This is a genomic window from Paenibacillus sp. 1SOY10 (assembly GCF_056836745.1).
In genome coordinates this window covers 531,039-551,567 of record NZ_JBXENK010000001.1, presented here as the reverse complement: position 1 = coordinate 551,567, position 20,529 = coordinate 531,039, and the positions used below count along the sequence as shown (strand labels likewise).

The following is a 20,529-nucleotide window of genomic DNA, read 5'->3' as shown; positions in this document are numbered from 1 at the left end:
TCTATCACATTACACCTTAATTATACCATTAGGGCGTAATGCAAACCATGTTGTCGAGGGCACAAAGCCGCATTACAAGCCGCTTTTCTTACGTATTATAAAATTAGTAAGCACTTCTTGAATGGGGGGAGCAGTATCATCAAATTCAAGTTTTATACCCATTTCACCACAACGAAAACATAACGGATTTTTTAATCTTTCTAACATATAAGCAGGTCGTTTTTCCAGAGGAAGAGACTTATCAAGCTTAATGGTACTGATATCAGCTAGCTTTTCCGTATCCACCGTATTCATGTTTACCCCCATAAAACTGTCAATTAATGCCGTATTAATCATCAATCATGCCCTCCTTGATGTGCATGATCCAATATATGCATTTCCTCGTTTGTCCTATGAAAGCACAAATCGCCATTATTTTTCAGCAAAATAATGGCGATCCTTCTCGAATACTTAGGGACAGGTTGACCCGAAGTTAGTATAGGCTATTCCGATAATACTCATCTGCTTCTTGCGTGGACTTGAAGTCAAATAATTCATGCAGCTCCATTAGCACACGTCGAATATCATCCGTCTCAAAGTCACAGTTCTCCAACGCCCTTATGACATAACCACGACAAGCATTATTGCTCCATTGCTCCGAAAGCAATCCAGCGTAAATCTTATCTTTATCCATTTAGACTCACCTCACATCAAAATAGAGGGAGATTCACGCCGGGAATGATTGGGCTGTCCTTGGACAGAAAAACCCGGCGTGGTGTTCCTCCAGCATGATTGAGCAAAGATAATCCGAACGAGCGGAGGCAACCGCTCTCATGGGAATTTCACCCCGCTCCATGCTGATGGCGCGACGGTCAATGCTGTGAAGCGTTCAAACCGTAAGTATCATTATCCTGTGTGGGGGATCGTCGCCAGTCAGACCTGCTACAATCTGTTTGCCGTAATGGATGTTGTCGCTCGTTTTCAAGAATAAATACTCGAAAAGTCTTGGCGCACCTTACGACACGGCTTCACCACACACAAAGTGTATTCAGATTATCGTTATGCAGTTGTTAAAGAGCGTTAGAGGTAGGAATTTCACCTTCCAATAACCGTGACATTTTTAATGAGAAATCGACCCTCAATTATAAAAATCACGCAAAAAAACTTCCATGTGTTGAAGACCCTGGCTAATGGATTTACGTATGTTTTTCTCCGAAACTCCTTCGGCCCTTGCAATCTCGGACTTAGTGATGCCGAGGATATAATGCTCATAAATACGTTTACGCTGCTTGTCCGATAAGGCGCTAAAAGCTTCATGCAGAACTTGGACCATTACTTTTTTTTCATAGACTTCAACGGTGGATAGGACGACGTTAGATACTTCATGCTCAATTCCATCATTTCGGTCTAGGGAGTAATGAGCCTTGTAACGAAACATGCGCCGCCGATATGCTTCTTCTTTCCGGTCAGCTTCCAGCAGAACTGCTGCAACTTCGTCCTTGATTTCAAGAAAAAAATCATTATTATAAATCGGATAAAAATCCCGTAGGTTAATTATTTTCATATCGCGTTCCTCCGTTCGATTTTTTTGGAAATCGAACGGAGGTGGTGGAGAACGACAGTGGGGTGGAACTTGGACATCAGGCCAAGTTGACCCAAAATAGAACGCTTTTTCTACTTCATATAAAGGACAATATTTTAATTGGTGAGGGGGAATTAAAAGATGTTCTATTAATAATAGGGATCTAAGACATGCATCACTTCCCCATTGACCTTCACGGTTATCCCTTCTTTCTATAAAATATTGGGATTAAGAGATGATAGGGCAACTTACTCATATCTTCTAGTTTCCTGAAAGTAATTAAAATCAGGCTATAAAAGGAAGAGTTAAAAGGGGATACTGCTTAGAGTACATGAAGCTAAAATTTCTGTCCTAGGTTCTTTTTAAGTGTAAACAAAAGCTGTCTTCATCCTTGATTCAGGAAGAAAGACAGCTAATTAAAATTCATGGATTTTGATTTTACAAAAATTCAGCAGAGATACTTTACTAATGCCTTAATTTAGTTGGAAATCGACCATTTATTTAAATAGTGACAATATAATTTCTTTCTTGCTCTAACAAGTCTTTGTGCAATAGCTTGTTCAGTTGTGTTTAACTCTTGTGCAATTTCCTTTTGTGATTTTTCATTAAAATAAAATATTATCAAAACCTTTTGATAAGCGGGACTCAACTCTGTCATTGCATCGTGAAGAGCTTTATTTCTAAGTTTCTCCTCTACTTGTTCATATACGCTTGAATGTCCACTAGGAACCTCCGTATCCATAACGACTTGAGGTTCAGAAACATGATGATATTTTTTTTTTTTTTGAAAATATCATACATATGGTTTAAAGCAACCTTTTGAATCCATGCTTTAATATTTTTTGTGCACTTTAAACGGGGAGCATTTGTAACCACCTTAAGAAAAGATTCTTGCACAACATCCTCAGCCAGTTCATGATTTCTTGTCAAATAAATGATATCGCGGTAGATAAAATCCCAATAAGTTTGGTAGATACTTCTTTGAATATTGTGGTCTAAATGATAAAAATTATTATGCAAGAGATATAGACACTGCGAAAATTCCATCAATACCCCTCCTAAGTAATATTTATCCTTAAAATACCTTGAATTTACATTGTATCTAAGTACTTAATGATAGTAAAGCTTAAGACATCAAGTCTGTCTTCTATTGTCTAATTTTAATCTCTATTAAAGAGGCCAAGTTACCTCCTATAGATTTATATTAGAATTAAATAATACATGTTTCAGGAAAATGGATGTCAGTTATAGAAAAATTGGCAAAGAAAAACGCTGTCAGATATTTTTATGAAAATACCGCAAAGTATGAATGTCCACCTTCATTCCTTTTATTTATCAAAAGAAAGCAGCTTTTTTAAAATCTTCAACAAAAATGTATATAAAACTTGACACTGTGGTACACTTAGATTAATATAATGTATATAAAACTTTACTTTTTGAGGGTGTTATTGGTGATTATAAATAAGGTACAAGAATTAAGAAAAAATTCTGGTCTTACTCAAGAAGAACTGGCAAAAATCCTTTATGTGACTAGGCAGACAATTGTGGCCATTGAAAAAAATAAGTTTAATCCCAGTTTAGAACTTGCCTTTAAAATATCCGATTATTTTGAACGACCTATTGAAGACATCTTCTATAGAGAGGAAAATGGGGGATGAGCGAGTTCAGCGAAACTTTTTTTAGATATCTCTTAACATAGCTGTTGTGTATGTTGTTCTGGAGGTGAGGCACTGACGTTAAACGCACTTTTAAATCACCGTGAGTTCCAGCTACATTTCGTTGTACTGCTTTTGCTATATGGGAGCAGCTTTCTCAAAAAGTAAAAAGAGGAGGAAGGCCAATGGAAAAATGGCATTTGACGTTTCGAGCGATTAGGATATTGGTGGGGTTTGTGCTAGGACTTACATTAATCTTCATGATTAAAGGGGAATTCAATTTAAGTGTATTACTTGGAGCCATAGCTGCCGTCTGTATATTATTTATAACTAATTTAATTAAAATAAGGATGAAAAAGGATGGGTTGCCAGAAACAGATGAAAGAATAAAAAATAATATATTAAAATTGTTTGTTTTTTCGTCGCAAGTTTTTATAGGCCTTGTTTTCATTGCACTTAGCATTATGATGTTCACCAATGTAGAGGTTGTTGCGCTCTCATATTTGTGGATTATCATGATTAGTTATTTATTAGTTACTGGAATTGGCGCTGTGATTGTAAGCAAGAAATAGTTGCATCAATCAAAATAATAGAAGAGGCCCACATATTATGGGCCTCTTCTTAAGAAAGTATTCTTATGCGCCAGAGCAAGCAAAGGCGAAAGCGCCACCACACAAGATTTCACAGGTAACTCCTGCAACAGGATTGACTAAAGCCCAAACTAAACAATAAGTGGTACAGGCGTATAGACCAGTTAGACTACAGGCAAAAGAGCGACCATTAAATTCAAAATCGAGTGGTGTAATCATACCAGAGTTACCAGTAGAATGAAAGATCAGGCTGATATCCTCATTGGCATCAATATGTGTAACAGTTATTTCTAAAACTTTAGCAGACTCAAGATCAATCCAAGCTGCTAATGCTATAAATTCGTCATTTTCTTCATTAAATAACACTTGATAGTTCATGCCTACATAATCATAAGTTTGGTTATCAAGTTCGACATTCTTGAATCCTCTATATACTGAAGATCCATCAATTAAGCTGTAATCTGAAAAATCATATTGCTGCAAGGCATAATCATGGTCAGCCAGTTGGCTATTGACTACATCGTCAATAACAGTTTGTTCATTACTGGTAAAGGAATCAATAATGGTTACACCGCTTGCTTCCAAATCGGCTCGTACCTGGTCGAGTGTTGATGGCGTTTCTTCTACAGATGAGCATTGACAGTCAGCATTAGCAGTCACATTCTGGGCGCTAGTCGTAGGCACAATTAGTACAAAAGAAAGCATTGCAACTAAAAACAATTTCATTAGTTTCATGTTGTATTACCTCCGTTTTCAATTAATTGTTTGGAAATCCATCTTTCCGCGACATGGCACCATTAAGGATACCATCCGACATTATGACTAACCAGTTTCACCTCTCTTTTTTTATTTTGGTAGTCTTTGCTTATGAGAGCAAGGGCTACCTCTATAGGTATAACGATATGACAGTTAGAAACATGACGCACAAAAAATTAAAATTTGAATAAAATATTTATTTGATTCGAAAATGAACTGTAAAATAGTTTTATAAAGTGGCCAAAAGGCAAAGTAAACAAGGTTACAGCCTCTAAAATATTCTTCGTGAAATGCCATTATTATATTTAAAATAGATGTAATTTAAATATTTAAAGCAGATGTATCTGATTCACTTTCCATTTGGGAAATTAGAAATAATAAACTCCAACTGGTTTTTTAAAGGAATAGCAATTATAAATTAATTTTATTGAAAATAACATCATAATGAAAAGCCTTGTTATGACTTGCCTCCTTTTAGAAAAGTTCGGTACTGCGGACATTCCTCCTAAATGGCAAGCAGGGCAAGTGTATTGACACTTGCCTCTTTGCTTGTTGGGGAGTGCCTTCCCCAAACCCTGCAACTTCGGGCCAAATTGGCCCGAAGCCAGGTGCTTCGCACCTCATGTTGCGTCATGTTGCTATCGCTCCATTTCCTTGTTTTTCAGTGCGTCCGTCAATCCCAAGAGTTGGTCAATATTAGCCTTAACAGTCACTACTTCTTGCATGTTCTTTCTGACCATTCGATATTCCTTATAAGCGTCCTTTTTCCTTGCAATAAGCTCTTGATATTCTGCTTTTAGCGTATTCATTTTAGGCAACTTCTTCCCTGACAATAAGCGCCGAAAAGTAACTTGCGCCGCTCGCTCTGCAAGATATTTTCGGCTGTATTTTGCCTCCTTGTATCCTTCAAATACGGGTCTGGTTGTAGCGTAATGGACCACGGCTGCTTGTAGTTCTGCATTCACACGCATAGTGGATTCCGTATTTTTTACTTGCTTAGACAGAGCGTGGAAACGATTAGTAAGCTGGTCACTCTTTTGCATAAGTTGTTCATATTCCGTCAGTCCGTTTTCCTGCAAATACTGTAGTGCCGCCGCCATCTGTTTGAGGTTAAATATTTTGGCCCAACGTTCATAAGCTGGGCCTTTTCCTGCTCTCATGCGAGATTCAATATCCACAATTAGATTGACCTTGCGTCGTTCCTGTCGGGTGTCCTGACTTTCAATAAATGCTCTTATATCCTCCTGACTGTAGCCTTTACCAAGCGTAGAAGCCCGAAGCCGGATAAAGCGTTTTTGCCCTTCTGCGCGGAAGCTGATTGTATCTCCGCGGCCGTGTTTAACCTCATAGCCAGCGGACGACATTGCATTTAAGAAAGCATTCATATTATGTGGTTTCTCTGCAAGACAAATATCTATTTGAGTCCTTAACTTATCTTGGAAAGTCAGTGGCTTACGATTTCCGAGCCACTCACCATAATGCTTGAACTTCCCCTTACTGGGAAGCTTTGGATTCGTAATAATAGATAGTCCATGCTCTAGGCAAATACGGTCAGAGAGCCGACGAACAGCCCGTGCGGAACCAATAAAATCTCGGAACTTCCTTGTACAATCCAGTGAGGTTGAGTGCCTGCAAAATATTTCTTGACACATTGGACAATTGTCCGATATGATAAACCTTGTCCCGGACAGTTGTCCGGAAAATCAACTTTGAGGAGGATTATGTTTTGAATATGGATGCTGGCGCTACCGGTGCCGACCTAGATTTCAGCAAGTTTAAGCGCGGCCCAATCGTGGCTGCACTAATAATCGGGGCGTTTGTCTCCATTTTGAATGAAACACTGTTGAATGTTGCTTTTCCAGCACTAATGGTTGAATTTAATATTACTGAGCCAACGGTCCAATGGCTAGCTACTGCCTACATGCTTGTAGTTGGTATCCTGGTGCCCATTACGGCGTTGTTACAGCAATGGTTTACGACTCGCCAAATGTTTATTGGCGCGATGTCGCTCTTCTTGGCTGGCACCATCGTCTGCAGTTTGGCCCCCAGCTTTGGCATGTTACTAAGTGGACGGGTTATTCAGGCTCTCGGCACAGGACTGGTGCTGCCTGTATTGATGAATACCATTCTAAGTATTTATCCACCTGCCAACCGTGGTGCGGCAATGGGCATGATAGGAATGGTAATCATGACCGCTCCTGCAATCGGGCCTACACTCTCTGGTATCATCATGCAGTCGTTTGACTGGAGATGGCTCTTTTACCTGGTCATTCCGCTCGCAACATTCTCCATTATTTTTGCCATCCTTTATTTGAAGAATGTCAGCTTGATTACACGCCCCCGAGTGGATCTTCTGTCAATCCTATTATCCACAATCGGCTTCGGCGGTCTTGTATATGGCTTTAGCCGTGCCGGCTCGGCGGGTTGGAACACACCGGAGGTCATCGGATTCCTGATAGCTGGCAGTGTATGTCTCGCCTTGTTCGTCTGGCGCCAACTTACCGTGAAGGAGCCTATGCTTAATCTGCGTGCATTTCGTTATAGCATGTTCTCTATTGTCATCGTCTTATTTTTTGTCACGATGATGAGCCTGTTTTCCATATTAATTATGCTGCCCACCTTTCTTCAGAACGGGCTGGGCATGAGCGCCCTCGCGGCAGGCCTGATCATGCTGCCTGGCGGTATCATCAATGGGGTCGTAGCCCCCATCGCCGGCAAATTGTTCGACAAGTTCGGTCCGCGTGTGTTGGTTACTTCTGGACTGGCACTTATAGCGCTGGCGATTTGGCTGTTCACGGGTGTTCAGCCAACCTGGGGCGGTGGCTACATTATCTTCTTACATATCATCATGATGATTGGTGTCTCTCTGGTGATAATGCCTGCTCAGACTACAGCACTTAACCAGCTTCCACGGACACTATATCCGCACGGCACGGCGATCCTGAATACACTACAACAAGTAGCTGCAGCTATAGGAACTGCTTTATTTTTTACCATCATGGCGAATGCCGGAGAGAAATACGCGCGCACCACCGGAGATTTTAACCCTGTTACTATTATGATTGAGGGCTTGCACAGTGCATTTAGCTTCGGCCTTATGTTGGCACTCGGCGCCCTTCTGATCAGTCTATTTCTACGCCGCACCAGCACACTTCCAGAAGGTCCTCGGCCTCAGCAGGTTGACAATGACTAAACAAGGGGGAGCCATTACCGACAGAATTGTTGCTATTACACTTCAATTATTTGAACGCCATGGCCTTGATAATGTCTCGATGCATCAGATTGCTAAAGCAGCAGAAGTTGGTCAGGGCACCCTATACCGTCGCTTTCCCAATAAACGTGCACTTTGTCAGCATATAATGAACAACAAGTTTATACAGTTCGACCATAGTATGCAACGAGATCTTCTTGCTATGGTTGAACTGCCGCCTCAGAAGCGACTTGCTGTGCTGATAGAACACAGCGTTGTCCTAATGGCAGAGGAGTTGGAGTGGATGCAAGCCCTCCTACATATTGAAAGCCTAGAAGAATGCCGGTTGAATATGTATGAGCTACCACCATTCGTATTTATGCACAATCGCATTTTGCAGTTGTTAGAGGAAGCAGAGCAGGCTGGTCAATTGCCCAGCCTAGACCTGGCATTTGCCTCCATTACTATCGCATCCTCCTTACGTCCTGAGTTGATTTACTATTTACAGGTGGAGAAAGGATACACCCCTGAGCAGATTGCATCACAATATGTTCGTTGCTTTATTACGCCTCTCTTCGCTGACAAATAGCAACTCAAATTTTGTAGAGCGAAAATTGACCTGAACACAAATACAGTGAGGATTTAAAGGCCTAGAATACATGGCGTGACGTAAAAACATTTCTTCGTCTAATAATGTGAGACAATGGAGCTAGCAGACAGAAAAGCTGAATTCTCTATGGTGAACCAAAAACAATTTCTCGATCAGTTACTAAATAAAATTAAACCGTAAAGAGTGAAATAAAGAGGATTGCTTCGATAGTAAAACAGTACTGTGTATTGTGGCTTTTAATTTTAAGGGAAAGGTAGATTTTAAATGTAAAAATAGCACCATCACTATACTCCCCAAACCCTGCAACTTCGGGCCAAATTGGCCCGAATCCAGGTGCTTTGCACCTCATGTTGCGTCATGTCGCTATCGCTCCCTTTCCTTGTTTTTCTGTGCGTCCCTCGATCCCAAGAGTTGGTCAATATTAGCCTTAACAGTCACTACTTCTTGCATGTTCTTTCTTACCATTCGATATTCATTATAAGCGTTCTTTTTATTTGCAATAAGCTCTCGATATTCTGCTTTGAGCGCATTCATTTTAGGCAACTTCTTTCCTGACAATAAGCGCCGAAAAGTATCTTGCGCCGCTCGATAAGTGGCAAGATCGGCCCCATGCTCTGCAAGGTATTTTCGGCTGTACTTTGCCGCCTTGTATCCTTCAAATACGGGTCTGGTTTTAGCGTAATGGGCCAAGGCTGCTTGTAGTTCTGAATTCACGCGTATGGTGGTTTCCGTATTTTTTACCTGCTTAGACAGAGCGTGGAAACGATTAGTAAGCTGGTCATTCTTTTGCATAAGTTGCTCATATTCAGTCAATCCATTTTCCTGCAAATACTGTAATGCCGCCGCCATCTGTTTGAGGTTAAATATTTTGGCCCAACGTTCATAAGCGGGGCCTTTTCCTTCTCTCATACGAGATTCAATATCGACAATTAGATTGACCTTGCGTCGTTCCTTTCGGGTGTCCTGACTCTCAATAAATGCCCTTATATCCTCCTGACAATAGCCTTTACCAAGCGTAGAAGCCCTAAGCCGGGTAAAGCGTTTTTGTCCTTCTGCGCGGAAGCTGATTGTTCCTCCACGGCCATGTTTAACCTCATAGCCAGCGGACGACATTGCATTTAAGAAAGCATTCATATTATGTGGTTTCTCTGCAAGACAAATATCTATTTGCGTCCTTAGCTTATCTTGGAAAGTCAGTGGCTTACGATTCCCGAGCCACTCGCCATAATGTTTGAACTTCCCCTTGCTGGGGAGCTTTGGATTCGTAATAATAGATAATCCATGCTCTAGGCAAATACGGTCAGAGAGCCGACGAACGGCCCGGGCAGAACCAATAAAATCTCTGAACTTCCTCGTACAATCCAGAGAGGTTGAATTGTAGTAAATGTGGCAATGGGGATGAGGACGGTCAACATGAGAAACAACGAAGAAAGCGTGCTTCCCTTTGGTCCAGCGCATACCAAGTTCATAGCCAATTTTAAGCGCGGCTTCCGCATCAATCTCACCTGGCGGGAACGATTGACGTATTTGGTAATACAACACATCCTGTTTCTGATGTCGGCCTGTTATCGCCTTATACTTTGCTTTAGAAAGCAGAAATTCTGCGTCAGCCGTAGCTGGATCGCATTCATAGGCCATTATCAAGTTGCCGTCCATGGTTTTGTTCGGATTTTTCCCGTAGTCAAAGCTGTCCTTTAAGGTTTTCATAATGGTCTTACCACTCCCAATATGACGACTCATAATACGAGTAGTTGCCATGACGCTTCTCCTTTCAAAAAAAAAACATCTCCGCCGCAGGGGAGATGTTAACAAAAGTGGATTATTTCTTACGAGTTAAATTCCAATATTACATGGAATTTCTACATTAGTTTAGCAGGACGTTGAAGCTACACAAATGTATCAGAGTACAGAGTTGTTCTAGTCTTTGATAAAGTTAGACCAGATAAGTGTCACAATGCCAATCAAAACAATAATAATTCCGACGGCTAAGTAAGCAGATAATTCTTCTAAAATGATGAACGGCGCACTAGCTGCGAAAATTAATATTCCAATGGTTCGCATTAACTTTTTCTTTGAACGTTGGCTCATATCGTCCTCCTGAAGAAATGTTATTGAGTATTCTTACATTAAAGAGGTTGTACATCTCTCTTTACCAATTAGTCATTTATGTGCTGAAGCAATGTGTATCTAGTCTACCATAAAAAATCGAAGTGAATTATTTAATCTGTCTAATCTATCAATTAACCATTCTGCAATGGCCGGAATACCGAATGGAGAAATAAGAAAGGATACTATTAGAAAAACGCCGAAGCCAAGAGTTTCACCGATAATAAGGAGACCAATACTGATAAGGGCACCTATGGCGGCAACAATGTTGAGTACAACTACCGCATAGCAGAACAAAAATGAAAAAACAGAGGTTATAATTGTCAGCAAGACAACAAGAGGTGCGGCGATAATTTTGAATAAGAGCTTAACCCAACTCATAAACATTCTCCTTTCATCATATGCCTTTACCAATATTTTACCATCTGTGATAGGAGTCTACAATGTTGTCGTTTAACTCGAAAATCCCCCAACCTCGGGACTATTTGGCCCGAAGTTAATGGGGAGCGGCTGTACTTATGTCTTTAGATGGCGGGGATAACGGGTTGAGATGTATACTTGAATCTTTTTTAAATGCGGAAGAGACTATTTAGTTAAATCTTCACGAGAACTCATGATTTCAATTATCATGTTCGCCCCAAGTCTGAATCCATGCATAAAAACGGATTCAACGTAAATACTATTTACCTTTTCCATAAGGTCAAAGTAGGCTTCTAATTCACGAAAGGTTTCTTCTCCCAGTTTCTTCTGCCAATCTTGAGATTGCTCAGCTACTTTACGGCTCAGAGCACGATATTCCGTATGGGATGGTACAATTTTTTCATCAGGCCGAAGTTCCCCGCGGTATAGTGTTTCTAAAATTGATTTCATATTTTTTCCTCCCATAATAACATCACAGCGCTTGAACGAGCATTCTGCACATGGTAGGATATTTATGCAGTCTGCTTTTACAAGCGATTGCGGGATAGGAAGTAGCCGTCTCGGTCAGGGATAAGCTACTTCCTTCTTCAGTTGTGCAAAGCATCATATATCTGCTCAATTCCTTGGCGAATAATATTCGAGCGAGTGGTATCAAGTTTACTTGTGCAGGCATTTAGTTTATCAATCGTAACTTGATCCACTCGTGCGCGAATAACTTTGCTTTTTGAAAATGCAGATGGTGGATGCTCTTTCTTTTTGGACGACATGGCTACACCTCCTTGTTGTGTCCACCTTGAGTATAGAAATGTGGCTACAGGGAAGTCAATTGTGTCGATTGGCACAACATATTTCTAAAAAAGTGGGGAGCGAAGGCATATGCCAACGCTCCCCTTTCCTTTATTGTTCCATGACTGCTGTAAGCTGTTGGAGGATATCGGAAACTTGGTTCCAAAGCTTGGCGTAATCTTTTTGTAAAGCCGCGACATCAGATTGATACAAGGCCCCGTAGGTGTTCACTTGAACCGCAATTTGATTCAGGTTATTGGCACATCTGCGTTGCAAGGAAACAAGTTCCCGAACGGGGGAAAGGTCCACATTCAGAACATAACCGTTAAGCGCCATTTTGCGAATATAACCACTTAAATTCTGTGTTCCAGCTTGTTCCATACGCTCCTTAATCACGGCATATTCATCGTCATTAACCCAAACATACAGAGGAACACCGCGCCTGCGTTTTGGACGGCTGTTCACTGATTCAAATTCTATTGCTTTGTCTTTTTGGTTCATGCAAAAACTCCTTTTTAGAATTGAATTTATTTTGCCTCGATGATATAATTTGATGAATTGGTTTGGGTAATTTTGGATTGAAATGGGGGTTTTTTATGGACAATCAGGCTTTTGTAAATACAATGATAGAAACACTAAAATATGACGAGATATATGAAAAAATGCAAGACAAAATATTGCCAATTATCAGACGCTCAAAAGTAAATTTAATACCTCAATATGGTTTTGCAATACAACCAGGACAGCATTATGAAAATGTTGAGATAAGAGTGCCTATACCCTTAATAAATGAAGCAAACAAATTTAAAAATAGTATAGCTGATTTAGTTGGTTATGTGTACGAAGAATCCAATGACTATGCTCTTGGTAAAACTCTTATTAAGCCTCAAATGCTTGATTCAGAAACTCAAGATGATAAGGAACATGATGTGGTTTTCTCTAAAATTCAAGAAACAATTATTCAAGGAATTCGAGATGCAAAATACCTAATATGGGCAGCGGTTGCTTGGTTTAGCAATAAAGTCATTTATGATGAGTTGCTGATAAAAAAACAGCAGGGACTGAACATCCGCTTAGTAATTTCCGATGAAGAAACGAATAGTAAATTGCTAAACGACTTAAAAAATCATTTTGAGCTAACTGTTATTCCAAGACACGGTTGGAATAAATACAATAGAATGCACAATAAGTACTGTATCATTGACTTGGATTACGTAATGCATGGCTCTTACAATTGGACTCCAACTGCAAATCATAATGATGAAACACTTGCAACAGCGTTAGACAAGGACTACGTGAAAAAATTTGCTGATGAATTTATGCGTACCTTCACAAAACAACTTTGAATAAATGTAAAAAGGAACATCAAAGCCCGTGAGGCTGACGTTCCTTTTTTATTTCTCCGATACAATACACATAAAAAAAGTACAAGCTAAATCAGTTTCATATAAAAGTAATTTATGCGTTAAATAGCCAATAACCATTTCGCTCTTTATAAAATTCTAATGACCTTTGTGTTCCACACAAGTTAGCGAACAAGTACTTTGCATCTTCTCTCTCGGCAAGGCATTTATATGGGAAGAACCATTGCATTCTCCACGATCAGAGCAATTTTCCGCTTGCATGCTTGAGTTGAATGAGAACGTTGCCGACGCGGCTTTTCCTTCATCATTCGTTCAAATGGACTGTCTGTAAAGTTCACTTCTCCTCATCCTCTCGGTCCAGATTCTCATCATCGTTTTCCCATGAGGGAGTTTCCTCTTCCGGAATGGCATAAGGATCTTCTTCATACTCGTCATAGTCTTGGTCATCATAAGCGGCCTGTTCCTGTTTGGGACGATAAATTTTAAAGTAATAGCCAGCTCCACCACCAATCACGATAACGGCCAGGACAACAATGAGCATTCCCGTATTGCTCTTTGGTGCCGGCTCCGGTTCGGGTAATGGCTCTGGTAGCACATTGGGTGTCGGTTCTGGCTTCGGAGCGGAGAGGTCCCAGTCAGCAGCATCGCCAGACTTTTCAGCCAGCGCAAGCAAGTCTTTTTCCGTGACAGCGTTGAGAAAGTAGACATTATCCTGTTCCCGCTGCTTGTCGATCACCAAGTAAAAGACATGCTCACTCGGGGTCGTAATCGTATAGAACTCTTTTTCATCCTCGTTAGTGGCGTTGTCTATGACCGTCCCCGTTCCGGCAGATGTGAAGGGATTGGGACCTGCTTCTGACATGGTTTCTGGTTCTGGAAGCGCCTGCGAACTTTCGTCGCCGCCTCCCGCATGGACAAGGGTGCTAAAAGATAAGGCCAACAAAAAAACGGCGCATAGCGCCGCCAACCTGCGAAGTGTATTCATTCTTGTGAATCCTCCTTTGGGGTATCGGTGGGGACTGCGGACTTCGAGCCAAGTTGGCCCGAAGTAGCAGTACCTGTTTTCATGGCTTTTAACAAATCAGCAAGGTCGGTGAGGGAAATGTCTACACCGCGCACCGCATCCACAATTTCCAGATTTTCAAGCTCCGTTTTTTGCCTTTCCAACTCCTTCAGCTTGGTTTGAAACCCGCTGATTTTCGTTTTGATTTTTTCAATGTCTCTGTTCACGCGTTCGATTTTTGTACTCAATGGTATCCTCCCATTTACAAGGTTAGAGTCGGCCCATGGCGTAAAAATGTTTGGACCAATAGTTGCTATCTGTCCGGGCGTATTGCACGCCGCCGCTGGCACTGTGCAGCATCATATTTCCGCCCACATAGATGCCTAAATGCGATACAGGCCCGGCACTGTCATAGGTGCCAGTGAAGAAAATGAGGTCGCCGGGCTGGGCTTCGGAAAGCGAAATCGGTTTTGTCTTATTAAAAATGCCTTGCGCTGTCGTTCGGCTCATTGGGTACACGCCGGACTGGTTAAACACATAGCTGATAAAGCCCGAACAATCAAAGGATGTAGCCGGAGTAGAACCTCCCCAAACATAGGGGTAACCTAAATATTTCTCGGCTTCCGCAATGAGAGCAGCAAATTCTGGATCAGCCAACGCTTCGGGCGGTACATCGTAATCGGTGTATTCGCCGTTATGAGCGTAGATATTGCCTTCAAACAGATTCGGGCGATTGCCTTTGGTTCTCTGGTAAATGGCATACTGCTCTTTCTGCTGGGTATCCAGATTAGCAAGTGCCACTGCACCCAATGAGTGGTTCCGTAAGGATACATGAAGAATGAGATAGTCATAGGGAACCTCCACCGTGTAGCTGTCGGAATGTGTCGTAACTTCTCCGGTTTCCGGGTCCGTTTCTGTCCATGTATCTGTCTGGGTTTCTGTCTGGTAACGTACCTCCACGGTTTGGGTAATAGCCAGCCGATACTGCTGCTCAAACAAAGCTTGTAATTCAGCCTGAACCTGTGAAGACGTGTAGCTGCCGTATTTGGCTGTCAGATAGGAAGCCAGTTCAAACGGATCATGCCCAATTTCGTCAACCGCATAGCGATACTCATCCACATGGGGATAGTCGCTTTCGACTCGCGCCAGACGTTCCCGCAGCTCTCTTTCCAGTGTCGTGTAGCTGGCTTCCACCGCTTCAATGTCTTCATCTGACGAACCATAGGACGTGCCGCTAACCGCGCTAATCAGGCCATTTCCAATGGATGCCATCCCTGCCATACAGGATTGCAGCACCATAACCAGCAAAAACAGCGCGAGTCCAATTAGCAGCAACTTCGGATTCCGTTTCACAAAGACGGTAACGAATCGGGTTACTCTCTCGGTAAATTTGGCCGTCTGTTTCCCATGCTTAACCGCTTCGAGTGTTTGCTTGCGAATCTGCTTTTTAAGCCGTTGTTTTTGCCAGAGCCTAGAAACGGGATTGCTCCGCAGATGCGGGTGATCCTTCACAAGTTGTTGGTAACTTTGCTCGGCTTTTGTCCTCATTGTTTTCCGTTCCCATTTCCGCACTTGTCGAAATGGGCGGGTGCGTATCTGGCGCTTCATCGTGCGCGTGGTCTTTTGAAGAAGTCGTTCCCCGGCAAGCTCGGTTTTGTGGGCGGCTTCTATGCCGACATTTTCCCGTTCCACTTGATGAAGTTTGCCATGTACATATTGCCATGTCTCATCATGAGCAACCTGACCAGCCGATTTGAAAGCACCGGGCTTCTTCTGCGGTTTTTGGGCATTCGCTTTTTCGCGGGCGCTGTTCAACTTGTCGTTGCTCTTTTCCATGCGTTTGCCGCTCTGTGCGGCCTTTTTAACGGCCTTGCGAGTCTGCGGCGTATTCCCGACATCCGCGTCAGAAGAAGCGGCGTTATCACGCCGTAAACGCTCGGAAGGCCGTGTCGTTTTACTATTCTGCCGAAGCTTACCCGACTTCGGGCCAAGTTGGCTCGAAGTCGTTGGCTGTTGCTCCTGTTCAAGCGGTTTGCACTCCGTCGATATTTGATTCTTGCGATTATCCATATTGCGACTCCTTATTTACATCCTCTGGACGGGTAGTGAGCAAATCGTAAATCTCGCCGCGCGGGAAACGGTCAACAAACGGAATCGTTGTATGACCATAGAACAATAAGCCCTCCCCGGCATTGCTATGAGCGATATAGGATAGCTGATGCTCGGAGATACCAAGCTGCTTGGCGAGTATGGCCCGATCCCCTTGTGCTTGTGACAGCAGAATCATAAAATCACTGTTTTCCAAAATGTTTTCAATTTCTCTGCTTGCCAAAAGGTCTTTGACGTTTTGCGTCAAAGCTGATGGTACACAGCCTTTTTTACGCAGCATTTTCCAAACCCTCACAAAGTAGCTGGCGCTCAGTGTGTCCTGCAACAGAATATGAAACTCGTCATAGTAGCACCAAGTTGCAAGACGCTGTGAAAAGTTTTCGTCTACTGCTTGCGTGACCAACTCGTTGGTGATGTGCATAGCGATTTTTCGCAGGTTTTCGCCCATATTTTTTAGCACGATACATGTGATACGGGCATTGGTTTGCACGTTAGTCGCATGGTTGAACATGTTAAGCGAACCAGTGCAGTATAGCTCCAGCGCGGTTGCAATGCGTTTGGCTTCCGGTTCCGGCTGCTGACACAAGGTTTCATACAGGTCTTGCAGAAGGGGCATTGTCCTGTCCTCTATGCCCAGCGCAAGCTCTCGGTACACCAAGCGAACGCAACGGTCAATGACCGTTTTTTCAATCGGTTGCAAGCCTTCCTTGCCGCCAATGATAAGTTCACAAAGAGACATCAAAAAGTCCGCCTTCATGGAAAGCGGACTGTCTTCTCCGGTTAAATTTAGTTTTAAATCCATCGGATTGATGTGATGGGGACTCTCCGGCGAAATGTCGATCACTTCGCCGCCAAGCCGCTTGACCAGCGGGGCATATTCGCCCATGGGGTCTACAATAATGATTCTGTCCTTTGTGGCAAGAAATACGTTGATTAGCTCCCGCTTAGCGGCAAAGCTCTTGCCGCTACCCGTCGAACCCAAGTACAGACCGTTGGCTGATTTCAGCTTTTTGCGGTCTGCCATAATAATATTGTGGGATAGTGCATTCATGCCATAGTATAAAGCTTTGTCCATGCGAAGCTCCTGTGTCATAAACGGCACAAAAATAGCGGTGCTGGAGGTTGTCATGCCTCGCTGTATCTCAATGCCGTTATAGCCGAGCGGGAGAGAAGACATGAAGCCTTGCTCTTGCTGAAAATCCAAACGCTTTAGAAAACAGTTGTACTTTTGGGTAACTCCTGAGACGGTAAAAATATCGTTTTCAAGTTGCTGGCGGGTCGGCGCGGTATTCACCACAAGAAAGGTCAACAGGAACATTCTTTCATTCCGGCTTTGCAGATCGGCCAGCAGAGCCGCCGCGTCCTTGCTGTATGTTTGCAAGTCGGGTGGAAGAATATCAATGTCATAACCGGACCGCGCCGCTTTTTTCTGCTCGTCCATTTTCATGCGGTCGATATCGCTCATTTTAGCCTTGATCATCTTTACCGCTCTAGCTTGGTCAACCGTCTGGATATGCAGGGTAATGGTCATTTGCGCATCCACTTCCAAAAGCTCTGCAAGGAGCTTATCGGAAAGCTCGGAAGCCATAATCTGCATGTACATCGCCGCGCCCCATGTGGTGCCCACTCGAAAAGCGCGGCTTTGCCGGAAGTCAAAGGAAGTCGGTGCGATAAAGTCCTTCGTCCCTAATCCTGTTTTCGGAATCACATCCCATGAGAATCCAAAAGGTTCTTGACTCGCGGGATGTAGTTGACCGTGCATAACCTCTAGGCGTTCCCGTCCATCCAAGCCAGCCGATTGTACACCTAGCTTTTTGAAATTGCCAACTATATCGTTCTCGATACGTTCCAAGCGCGGACGTGCGGCTCCAATCCCATTCGCGTGGATACCAACAGTTAAATACTTGGAGCGTACAATGCCGTTATTGCTGCGGGCAATCTGACCTTCCAGCATCGTCGTAAATTCGTCGCGGATACTGTTAAAATCATCATCCTGAGCCGGTATGTTTATACGGTAACGGTTTTGCGGGCGGGAGCGGTGGTTAACAAACGACAATTGCAAGGAAAGCGAACTGTCAAAGTAATTAAGAAACGCACAATATCCGTCAAAAATGGTGTTTTGGGCATCCGATGAAGCCACGGCATAATTAATATCTTCGTAAGAGAGCGTTTTGGTGTAATAGCCCTCACGCACTTTGCAGATTCCGTCTCGAAACATTTCTTTATACGGGATGGTTTGCTGTGCCGATTGTGGCCCACGCCGTTTACGCTTTTTGCTTGTTGTGGGAGCGGTGAGGAAGGCTGTTTTTGGTGCCATGTGGCCGCACCTCCTTTCCCGCGCTCAAATACGCATAGAAGTTTTGGGTCTGATAGGGTCTTACACGTGGCCACAGGAACTTGGAACGAATGATGTTCCGTAAGACCCTCTCGAAAGGTAGCCCATCACGCTCGTACATGGCAAAGAAAAAACAAGGAAGCATGAGGGCAATCATCAAAAGCATAGCCCCAGTGTTGCCGATGGCGGTACGGGTAAAAAGATAGCTTGGAATTCCGATAATCGCCGCGATTCCGAAGCAGATAAGCTGGCGTTTGGTTAAATTGAATGCGATTTTCGTTTTGATTTTAGATAAATCATTTGGCACGTTTACATAGGCCAACAGGGTTCATCCTCCTTTGTAGCATCCGGGCCAATTTGACCCGAAGTCCATTATCGTTCGGCACTTTTGGCTTTGTTGGCTTTTGCGGGACCAGACCTGGACCGTGTGGATTTTTCCTTTTCCACCTGTTTGGCATTCTCCGCAAGCTGTTTAGGAATGGATTCCTTTTTAGGAGAATCCACGGTAGCGGAACGGGTCTGCAATCGTTCGACTTCTGCATGATAGGCGGTAATCACCGCCTTGGTCAGTACCTCACGAAATTCCTTGGTGATTGGGCGTGAGGTATCCCGGTATCCTGTCGAGCTGGATTTATCCGGTTTACTCGGCATCCCGACAAACAGCCCTTTGTCGCTTTTCAAAATCTTAAAATCATCAATCACAAAGCTGTCATTGATTTTCAGACTGGCAAAGCCGACAAGGTTGCCCATAGGTTGGATCACTCGGGCGGTCACGTCCAGCTTTAGCGGTAAAGGTGCTTGTTCCGATTCTTGCGAAGCATTTGCTTTTTGATTAACCATCCTAACCGGCTCCTTTCTTACTTCGAGCCAAAGTGGCCCGAAGTGCTTAATGCGCCCCAAAGATGGATTTGGCGAGCGTGCCTGTTTTGAACATGGTGAAGCACAGCAGTACCGAATAACCAATGACGGTCCATATCGCTCCTATGGGATCGCCGCCGATGGCGATGCTCTGCACCAGCTTGGCGTAGATCGCCACGCATACCAGTATCAATAATCCTTGGAAAGCAATCGCACATAAGGTTTTCAAATAGTTCTGACCCATGCTGCCGATTTCCCGATTGACCATCGTCGCCATTGGCACAGGCGCCAAACTGGTCAGTAAATAAATTTCAATCATACGTCCGTACACGATGACGAAAACGACAATGTTAATGGCTACAACTACAATTTTTATCAGGAAGGATTGCATCCAAAGACCAAGCAGGGGGCCAATCTCCATCTCGATAAGCTCCGCCTCCAAGCTCTCTAGCATACCGGGGCTTACGGCCGTTTCTCCAGCAATGAGTCCTCCGGCGCTGTTTATCACGCTTTGCGATACATCGAATACCGCCATCACAATGTTGAACGTATTTGAAAGCAGCAGTACCGCCACAAAGGTTTTGAAGATCCATTTGAAAAAAATCCATGTGTCAATGTCGTGAAGGTTGTTCCGGTCAATCAGCATTTGAATCAGCTCATAGCACATGACAAAAGTCAGGACAAGACCCGCAATGGGCAACACAACCGTTTCGGAAAGCTTCTGAATGAGGGAGAACACGCCGGGGTTCCAGTTCCCCGGCGTGGTGCCAACTTGCGTGGCAATGTCTCCAATCTGGTCATTCACGCTCTCAAAAAGGCCGCTGAGATTGCCCATGATGCCGTTTATCAGCAGGTCTTTTAGCCAATCGTTAATCCAGTCCGACAGAAAATCCATATCGTCTTACCTTAAAACAAGCTCGACAGCATCGGAACCAGAGTGGTTCCCAAAAGAATGACACCGCCGCCTGCCATAAGCTGCTTTACGCCTTGCGATTTTGCACCTGGATTGTCAGACCCGTAGCCTTCCAAAAGGTTGATTACGCCCCATACGGCAAGACCTGCGCCAAGCGCAACAACAAGGGTTTGCAGAGTATCAACGGCACTCGAAAAAAATCCCATATTGAATAACCTCCATCAATTTAAGTTTTTGGGCATAAAAAAAGCGCCATTGCTGGCGATAAACCGT

Annotated in this window: 26 protein-coding genes; 5 read left to right on the top strand and 21 right to left on the bottom strand. The window is 43.3% G+C overall.

Annotated elements, in window-relative coordinates:
* Positions 1-72: 72 nt before the first annotated feature.
* The 5 genes from AC1VOR_RS02675 to AC1VOR_RS02655 all read right to left on the bottom strand — a co-directional run bounded on the left by AC1VOR_RS02675 (position 73) and on the right by AC1VOR_RS02655 (position 2,608).
* Entirely contained in the window at positions 73-336 is a 264-nt protein-coding gene (locus tag AC1VOR_RS02675; protein WP_482615719.1) for a DUF6870 family protein, read from the bottom strand.
* A 136-nt stretch (positions 337-472) separates the two neighbouring features.
* Positions 473-673: a hypothetical protein gene (locus tag AC1VOR_RS02670; protein ID WP_482615717.1), complete on the bottom strand. Its 201-nt coding sequence runs from the start codon at positions 671-673 to the stop codon at positions 473-475.
* 444 nt (positions 674-1,117) lie between these two features.
* Positions 1,118-1,543: an RNA polymerase sigma factor gene (locus AC1VOR_RS02665; protein ID WP_482615716.1), complete on the bottom strand. Its 426-nt coding sequence runs from the start codon at positions 1,541-1,543 to the stop codon at positions 1,118-1,120.
* 496 nt (positions 1,544-2,039) lie between these two features.
* Entirely contained in the window at positions 2,040-2,303 is a 264-nt protein-coding gene (locus AC1VOR_RS02660) for an RNA polymerase sigma factor (RefSeq protein WP_482615715.1), read from the bottom strand.
* Positions 2,255-2,608, bottom strand: a complete 354-nt coding sequence (locus AC1VOR_RS02655) for an RNA polymerase sigma factor (RefSeq protein ID WP_482615712.1) — start codon at positions 2,606-2,608, stop codon at positions 2,255-2,257. Before AC1VOR_RS02655 ends, AC1VOR_RS02660 begins: the two co-directional genes overlap by 49 nt.
* 404 nt (positions 2,609-3,012) lie before the next feature.
* Here AC1VOR_RS02655 and AC1VOR_RS02650 point away from each other — a divergent pair, with 404 nt between their 5' ends.
* Positions 3,013-3,219: a helix-turn-helix transcriptional regulator gene (locus AC1VOR_RS02650; RefSeq protein WP_482615710.1), complete on the top strand. Its 207-nt coding sequence runs from the start codon at positions 3,013-3,015 to the stop codon at positions 3,217-3,219.
* A 182-nt stretch (positions 3,220-3,401) separates the two neighbouring features.
* Positions 3,402-3,788 (top strand): hypothetical protein, encoded by a 387-nt coding sequence (locus AC1VOR_RS02645; RefSeq protein ID WP_482615708.1) that lies wholly within the window; start codon positions 3,402-3,404, stop codon positions 3,786-3,788.
* A 63-nt stretch (positions 3,789-3,851) separates the two neighbouring features.
* Here the strand turns inward: AC1VOR_RS02645 and AC1VOR_RS02640 are convergent, their stop codons facing one another.
* Together AC1VOR_RS02640 and AC1VOR_RS02635 are read right to left on the bottom strand one after the other, a co-directional pair.
* A complete protein-coding gene (locus AC1VOR_RS02640) occupies positions 3,852-4,541 on the bottom strand; it encodes a putative immunity/bacteriocin fusion bifunctional protein (protein ID WP_482615705.1) in 690 nt (229 codons plus the stop codon).
* A 659-nt stretch (positions 4,542-5,200) separates the two neighbouring features.
* Positions 5,201-5,947 (bottom strand): hypothetical protein, encoded by a 747-nt coding sequence (locus AC1VOR_RS02635; protein ID WP_482615703.1) that lies wholly within the window; start codon positions 5,945-5,947, stop codon positions 5,201-5,203.
* Between the two features lie 347 nt (positions 5,948-6,294).
* Here AC1VOR_RS02635 and AC1VOR_RS02630 point away from each other — a divergent pair, with 347 nt between their 5' ends.
* Both AC1VOR_RS02630 and AC1VOR_RS02625 read left to right on the top strand, forming a co-directional pair.
* Positions 6,295-7,755 carry a DHA2 family efflux MFS transporter permease subunit gene (locus tag AC1VOR_RS02630; RefSeq protein WP_482616382.1) on the top strand — a complete coding sequence of 487 codons (1,461 nt, stop codon included), beginning with the start codon at positions 6,295-6,297 and terminating at the stop codon, positions 7,753-7,755.
* Complete coding sequence (locus AC1VOR_RS02625) at positions 7,748-8,341, top strand: TetR/AcrR family transcriptional regulator (RefSeq protein WP_482615702.1); 594 nt, start codon at positions 7,748-7,750, stop codon at positions 8,339-8,341. The genes AC1VOR_RS02630 and AC1VOR_RS02625 overlap by 8 nt, the downstream gene beginning before the upstream one ends.
* Before the next feature lie 384 nt (positions 8,342-8,725).
* Here the strand turns inward: AC1VOR_RS02625 and AC1VOR_RS02620 are convergent, their stop codons facing one another.
* From AC1VOR_RS02620 to AC1VOR_RS02595, 6 genes are all read right to left on the bottom strand, one after another.
* Entirely contained in the window at positions 8,726-10,120 is a 1,395-nt protein-coding gene (locus AC1VOR_RS02620; protein WP_482615700.1) for a relaxase/mobilization nuclease domain-containing protein, read from the bottom strand.
* A gap of 159 nt (positions 10,121-10,279) precedes the next feature.
* Positions 10,280-10,450, bottom strand: coding sequence for a hypothetical protein (locus AC1VOR_RS02615; protein WP_482615699.1), 171 nt, complete (start codon positions 10,448-10,450; stop codon positions 10,280-10,282).
* A 99-nt stretch (positions 10,451-10,549) separates the two neighbouring features.
* Positions 10,550-10,849: a CD1845 family protein gene (locus AC1VOR_RS02610; protein ID WP_482615698.1), complete on the bottom strand. Its 300-nt coding sequence runs from the start codon at positions 10,847-10,849 to the stop codon at positions 10,550-10,552.
* Positions 10,850-11,053: 204 nt separating this feature from the next.
* A complete protein-coding gene (locus AC1VOR_RS02605; RefSeq protein WP_482615696.1) occupies positions 11,054-11,338 on the bottom strand; it encodes a DUF6809 family protein in 285 nt (94 codons plus the stop codon).
* Positions 11,339-11,475: 137 nt separating this feature from the next.
* Positions 11,476-11,655, bottom strand: coding sequence for a CopG family transcriptional regulator (locus AC1VOR_RS02600; protein WP_482615695.1), 180 nt, complete (start codon positions 11,653-11,655; stop codon positions 11,476-11,478).
* Between the two features lie 130 nt (positions 11,656-11,785).
* Positions 11,786-12,175 carry a plasmid mobilization protein gene (locus AC1VOR_RS02595; protein WP_482615694.1) on the bottom strand — a complete coding sequence of 130 codons (390 nt, stop codon included), beginning with the start codon at positions 12,173-12,175 and terminating at the stop codon, positions 11,786-11,788.
* Positions 12,176-12,270: 95 nt separating this feature from the next.
* Between AC1VOR_RS02595 and AC1VOR_RS02590 the strand changes: the two genes are divergently transcribed.
* A complete protein-coding gene (locus AC1VOR_RS02590; protein ID WP_482615693.1) occupies positions 12,271-13,020 on the top strand; it encodes a phospholipase D-like domain-containing protein in 750 nt (249 codons plus the stop codon).
* Positions 13,021-13,372: 352 nt separating this feature from the next.
* Here AC1VOR_RS02590 and AC1VOR_RS02585 read toward each other — a convergent pair whose 3' ends face one another.
* Genes AC1VOR_RS02585 through AC1VOR_RS02550 form a run of 8 tightly spaced genes read right to left on the bottom strand, consistent with a single transcriptional unit; the run spans position 13,373 to position 20,462 of the window.
* Entirely contained in the window at positions 13,373-14,023 is a 651-nt protein-coding gene (locus AC1VOR_RS02585) for a DUF4366 domain-containing protein (protein ID WP_482615691.1), read from the bottom strand.
* The gene (locus AC1VOR_RS02580) at positions 14,020-14,289 is read right to left on the bottom strand and encodes a DUF4315 family protein (RefSeq protein ID WP_482615690.1); all 270 of its coding nucleotides are present in this window, start codon (positions 14,287-14,289) and stop codon (positions 14,020-14,022) included. The genes AC1VOR_RS02585 and AC1VOR_RS02580 overlap by 4 nt, the downstream gene beginning before the upstream one ends.
* A 22-nt stretch (positions 14,290-14,311) precedes the next feature.
* Positions 14,312-16,111: a C40 family peptidase gene (locus AC1VOR_RS02575; protein WP_482615689.1), complete on the bottom strand. Its 1,800-nt coding sequence runs from the start codon at positions 16,109-16,111 to the stop codon at positions 14,312-14,314.
* On the bottom strand, positions 16,104-18,467 hold the full coding sequence (locus tag AC1VOR_RS02570; RefSeq protein WP_482615687.1) for a VirB4-like conjugal transfer ATPase, CD1110 family: 2,364 nt from the start codon (positions 18,465-18,467) through the stop codon (positions 16,104-16,106). Before AC1VOR_RS02570 ends, AC1VOR_RS02575 begins: the two co-directional genes overlap by 8 nt.
* Entirely contained in the window at positions 18,415-18,807 is a 393-nt protein-coding gene (locus AC1VOR_RS02565; protein ID WP_482615685.1) for a PrgI family protein, read from the bottom strand. The genes AC1VOR_RS02570 and AC1VOR_RS02565 overlap by 53 nt, the downstream gene beginning before the upstream one ends.
* Before the next feature lie 50 nt (positions 18,808-18,857).
* Positions 18,858-19,325, bottom strand: a complete 468-nt coding sequence (locus AC1VOR_RS02560) for a septation protein SpoVG family protein (RefSeq protein WP_482615683.1) — start codon at positions 19,323-19,325, stop codon at positions 18,858-18,860.
* A 46-nt stretch (positions 19,326-19,371) separates the two neighbouring features.
* Positions 19,372-20,238, bottom strand: a complete 867-nt coding sequence (locus AC1VOR_RS02555; protein WP_482615681.1) for a VirB6/TrbL-like conjugal transfer protein, CD1112 family — start codon at positions 20,236-20,238, stop codon at positions 19,372-19,374.
* A gap of 11 nt (positions 20,239-20,249) precedes the next feature.
* A complete protein-coding gene (locus AC1VOR_RS02550) occupies positions 20,250-20,462 on the bottom strand; it encodes a Maff2 family mobile element protein (RefSeq protein ID WP_375105230.1) in 213 nt (70 codons plus the stop codon).
* Between the last annotated feature and the right edge of the window lie 67 nt (positions 20,463-20,529).

What these genes read in the sequence shown, in the direction of transcription:
- AC1VOR_RS02670 (WP_482615717.1), bottom strand. Translation starts at nt 673, where the DNA reads ATGGATAAAGATAAGATTTACGCTGGATTGCTTTCGGAGCAATGGAGC.
- AC1VOR_RS02575 (WP_482615689.1), bottom strand. Translation starts at nt 16,111, where the DNA reads ATGGATAATCGCAAGAATCAAATATCGACGGAGTGCAAACCGCTTGAA.
- AC1VOR_RS02560 (WP_482615683.1), bottom strand. Translation starts at nt 19,325, where the DNA reads ATGGTTAATCAAAAAGCAAATGCTTCGCAAGAATCGGAACAAGCACCT.
- AC1VOR_RS02630 (WP_482616382.1), top strand. Translation starts at nt 6,295, where the DNA reads ATGGATGCTGGCGCTACCGGTGCCGACCTAGATTTCAGCAAGTTTAAG.
- AC1VOR_RS02555 (WP_482615681.1), bottom strand. Translation starts at nt 20,238, where the DNA reads ATGGATTTTCTGTCGGACTGGATTAACGATTGGCTAAAAGACCTGCTG.
- AC1VOR_RS02585 (WP_482615691.1), bottom strand. Translation starts at nt 14,023, where the DNA reads ATGAATACACTTCGCAGGTTGGCGGCGCTATGCGCCGTTTTTTTGTTG.
- AC1VOR_RS02665 (WP_482615716.1), bottom strand. Translation starts at nt 1,543, where the DNA reads ATGAAAATAATTAACCTACGGGATTTTTATCCGATTTATAATAATGAT.
- AC1VOR_RS02675 (WP_482615719.1), bottom strand. Translation starts at nt 336, where the DNA reads ATGATTAATACGGCATTAATTGACAGTTTTATGGGGGTAAACATGAAT.
- AC1VOR_RS02550 (WP_375105230.1), bottom strand. Translation starts at nt 20,462, where the DNA reads ATGGGATTTTTTTCGAGTGCCGTTGATACTCTGCAAACCCTTGTTGTT.
- AC1VOR_RS02595 (WP_482615694.1), bottom strand. Translation starts at nt 12,175, where the DNA reads ATGAACCAAAAAGACAAAGCAATAGAATTTGAATCAGTGAACAGCCGT.
- AC1VOR_RS02625 (WP_482615702.1), top strand. Translation starts at nt 7,748, where the DNA reads ATGACTAAACAAGGGGGAGCCATTACCGACAGAATTGTTGCTATTACA.
- AC1VOR_RS02605 (WP_482615696.1), bottom strand. Translation starts at nt 11,338, where the DNA reads ATGAAATCAATTTTAGAAACACTATACCGCGGGGAACTTCGGCCTGAT.
- AC1VOR_RS02645 (WP_482615708.1), top strand. Translation starts at nt 3,402, where the DNA reads ATGGAAAAATGGCATTTGACGTTTCGAGCGATTAGGATATTGGTGGGG.
- AC1VOR_RS02640 (WP_482615705.1), bottom strand. Translation starts at nt 4,541, where the DNA reads ATGAAACTAATGAAATTGTTTTTAGTTGCAATGCTTTCTTTTGTACTA.
- AC1VOR_RS02655 (WP_482615712.1), bottom strand. Translation starts at nt 2,608, where the DNA reads ATGGAATTTTCGCAGTGTCTATATCTCTTGCATAATAATTTTTATCAT.
- AC1VOR_RS02600 (WP_482615695.1), bottom strand. Translation starts at nt 11,655, where the DNA reads ATGTCGTCCAAAAAGAAAGAGCATCCACCATCTGCATTTTCAAAAAGC.
- AC1VOR_RS02635 (WP_482615703.1), bottom strand. Translation starts at nt 5,947, where the DNA reads ATGAATGCTTTCTTAAATGCAATGTCGTCCGCTGGCTATGAGGTTAAA.
- AC1VOR_RS02615 (WP_482615699.1), bottom strand. Translation starts at nt 10,450, where the DNA reads ATGAGCCAACGTTCAAAGAAAAAGTTAATGCGAACCATTGGAATATTA.
- AC1VOR_RS02660 (WP_482615715.1), bottom strand. Translation starts at nt 2,303, where the DNA reads ATGGATACGGAGGTTCCTAGTGGACATTCAAGCGTATATGAACAAGTA.
- AC1VOR_RS02620 (WP_482615700.1), bottom strand. Translation starts at nt 10,120, where the DNA reads ATGGCAACTACTCGTATTATGAGTCGTCATATTGGGAGTGGTAAGACC.
- AC1VOR_RS02590 (WP_482615693.1), top strand. Translation starts at nt 12,271, where the DNA reads ATGGACAATCAGGCTTTTGTAAATACAATGATAGAAACACTAAAATAT.
- AC1VOR_RS02610 (WP_482615698.1), bottom strand. Translation starts at nt 10,849, where the DNA reads ATGAGTTGGGTTAAGCTCTTATTCAAAATTATCGCCGCACCTCTTGTT.
- AC1VOR_RS02570 (WP_482615687.1), bottom strand. Translation starts at nt 18,467, where the DNA reads ATGGCACCAAAAACAGCCTTCCTCACCGCTCCCACAACAAGCAAAAAG.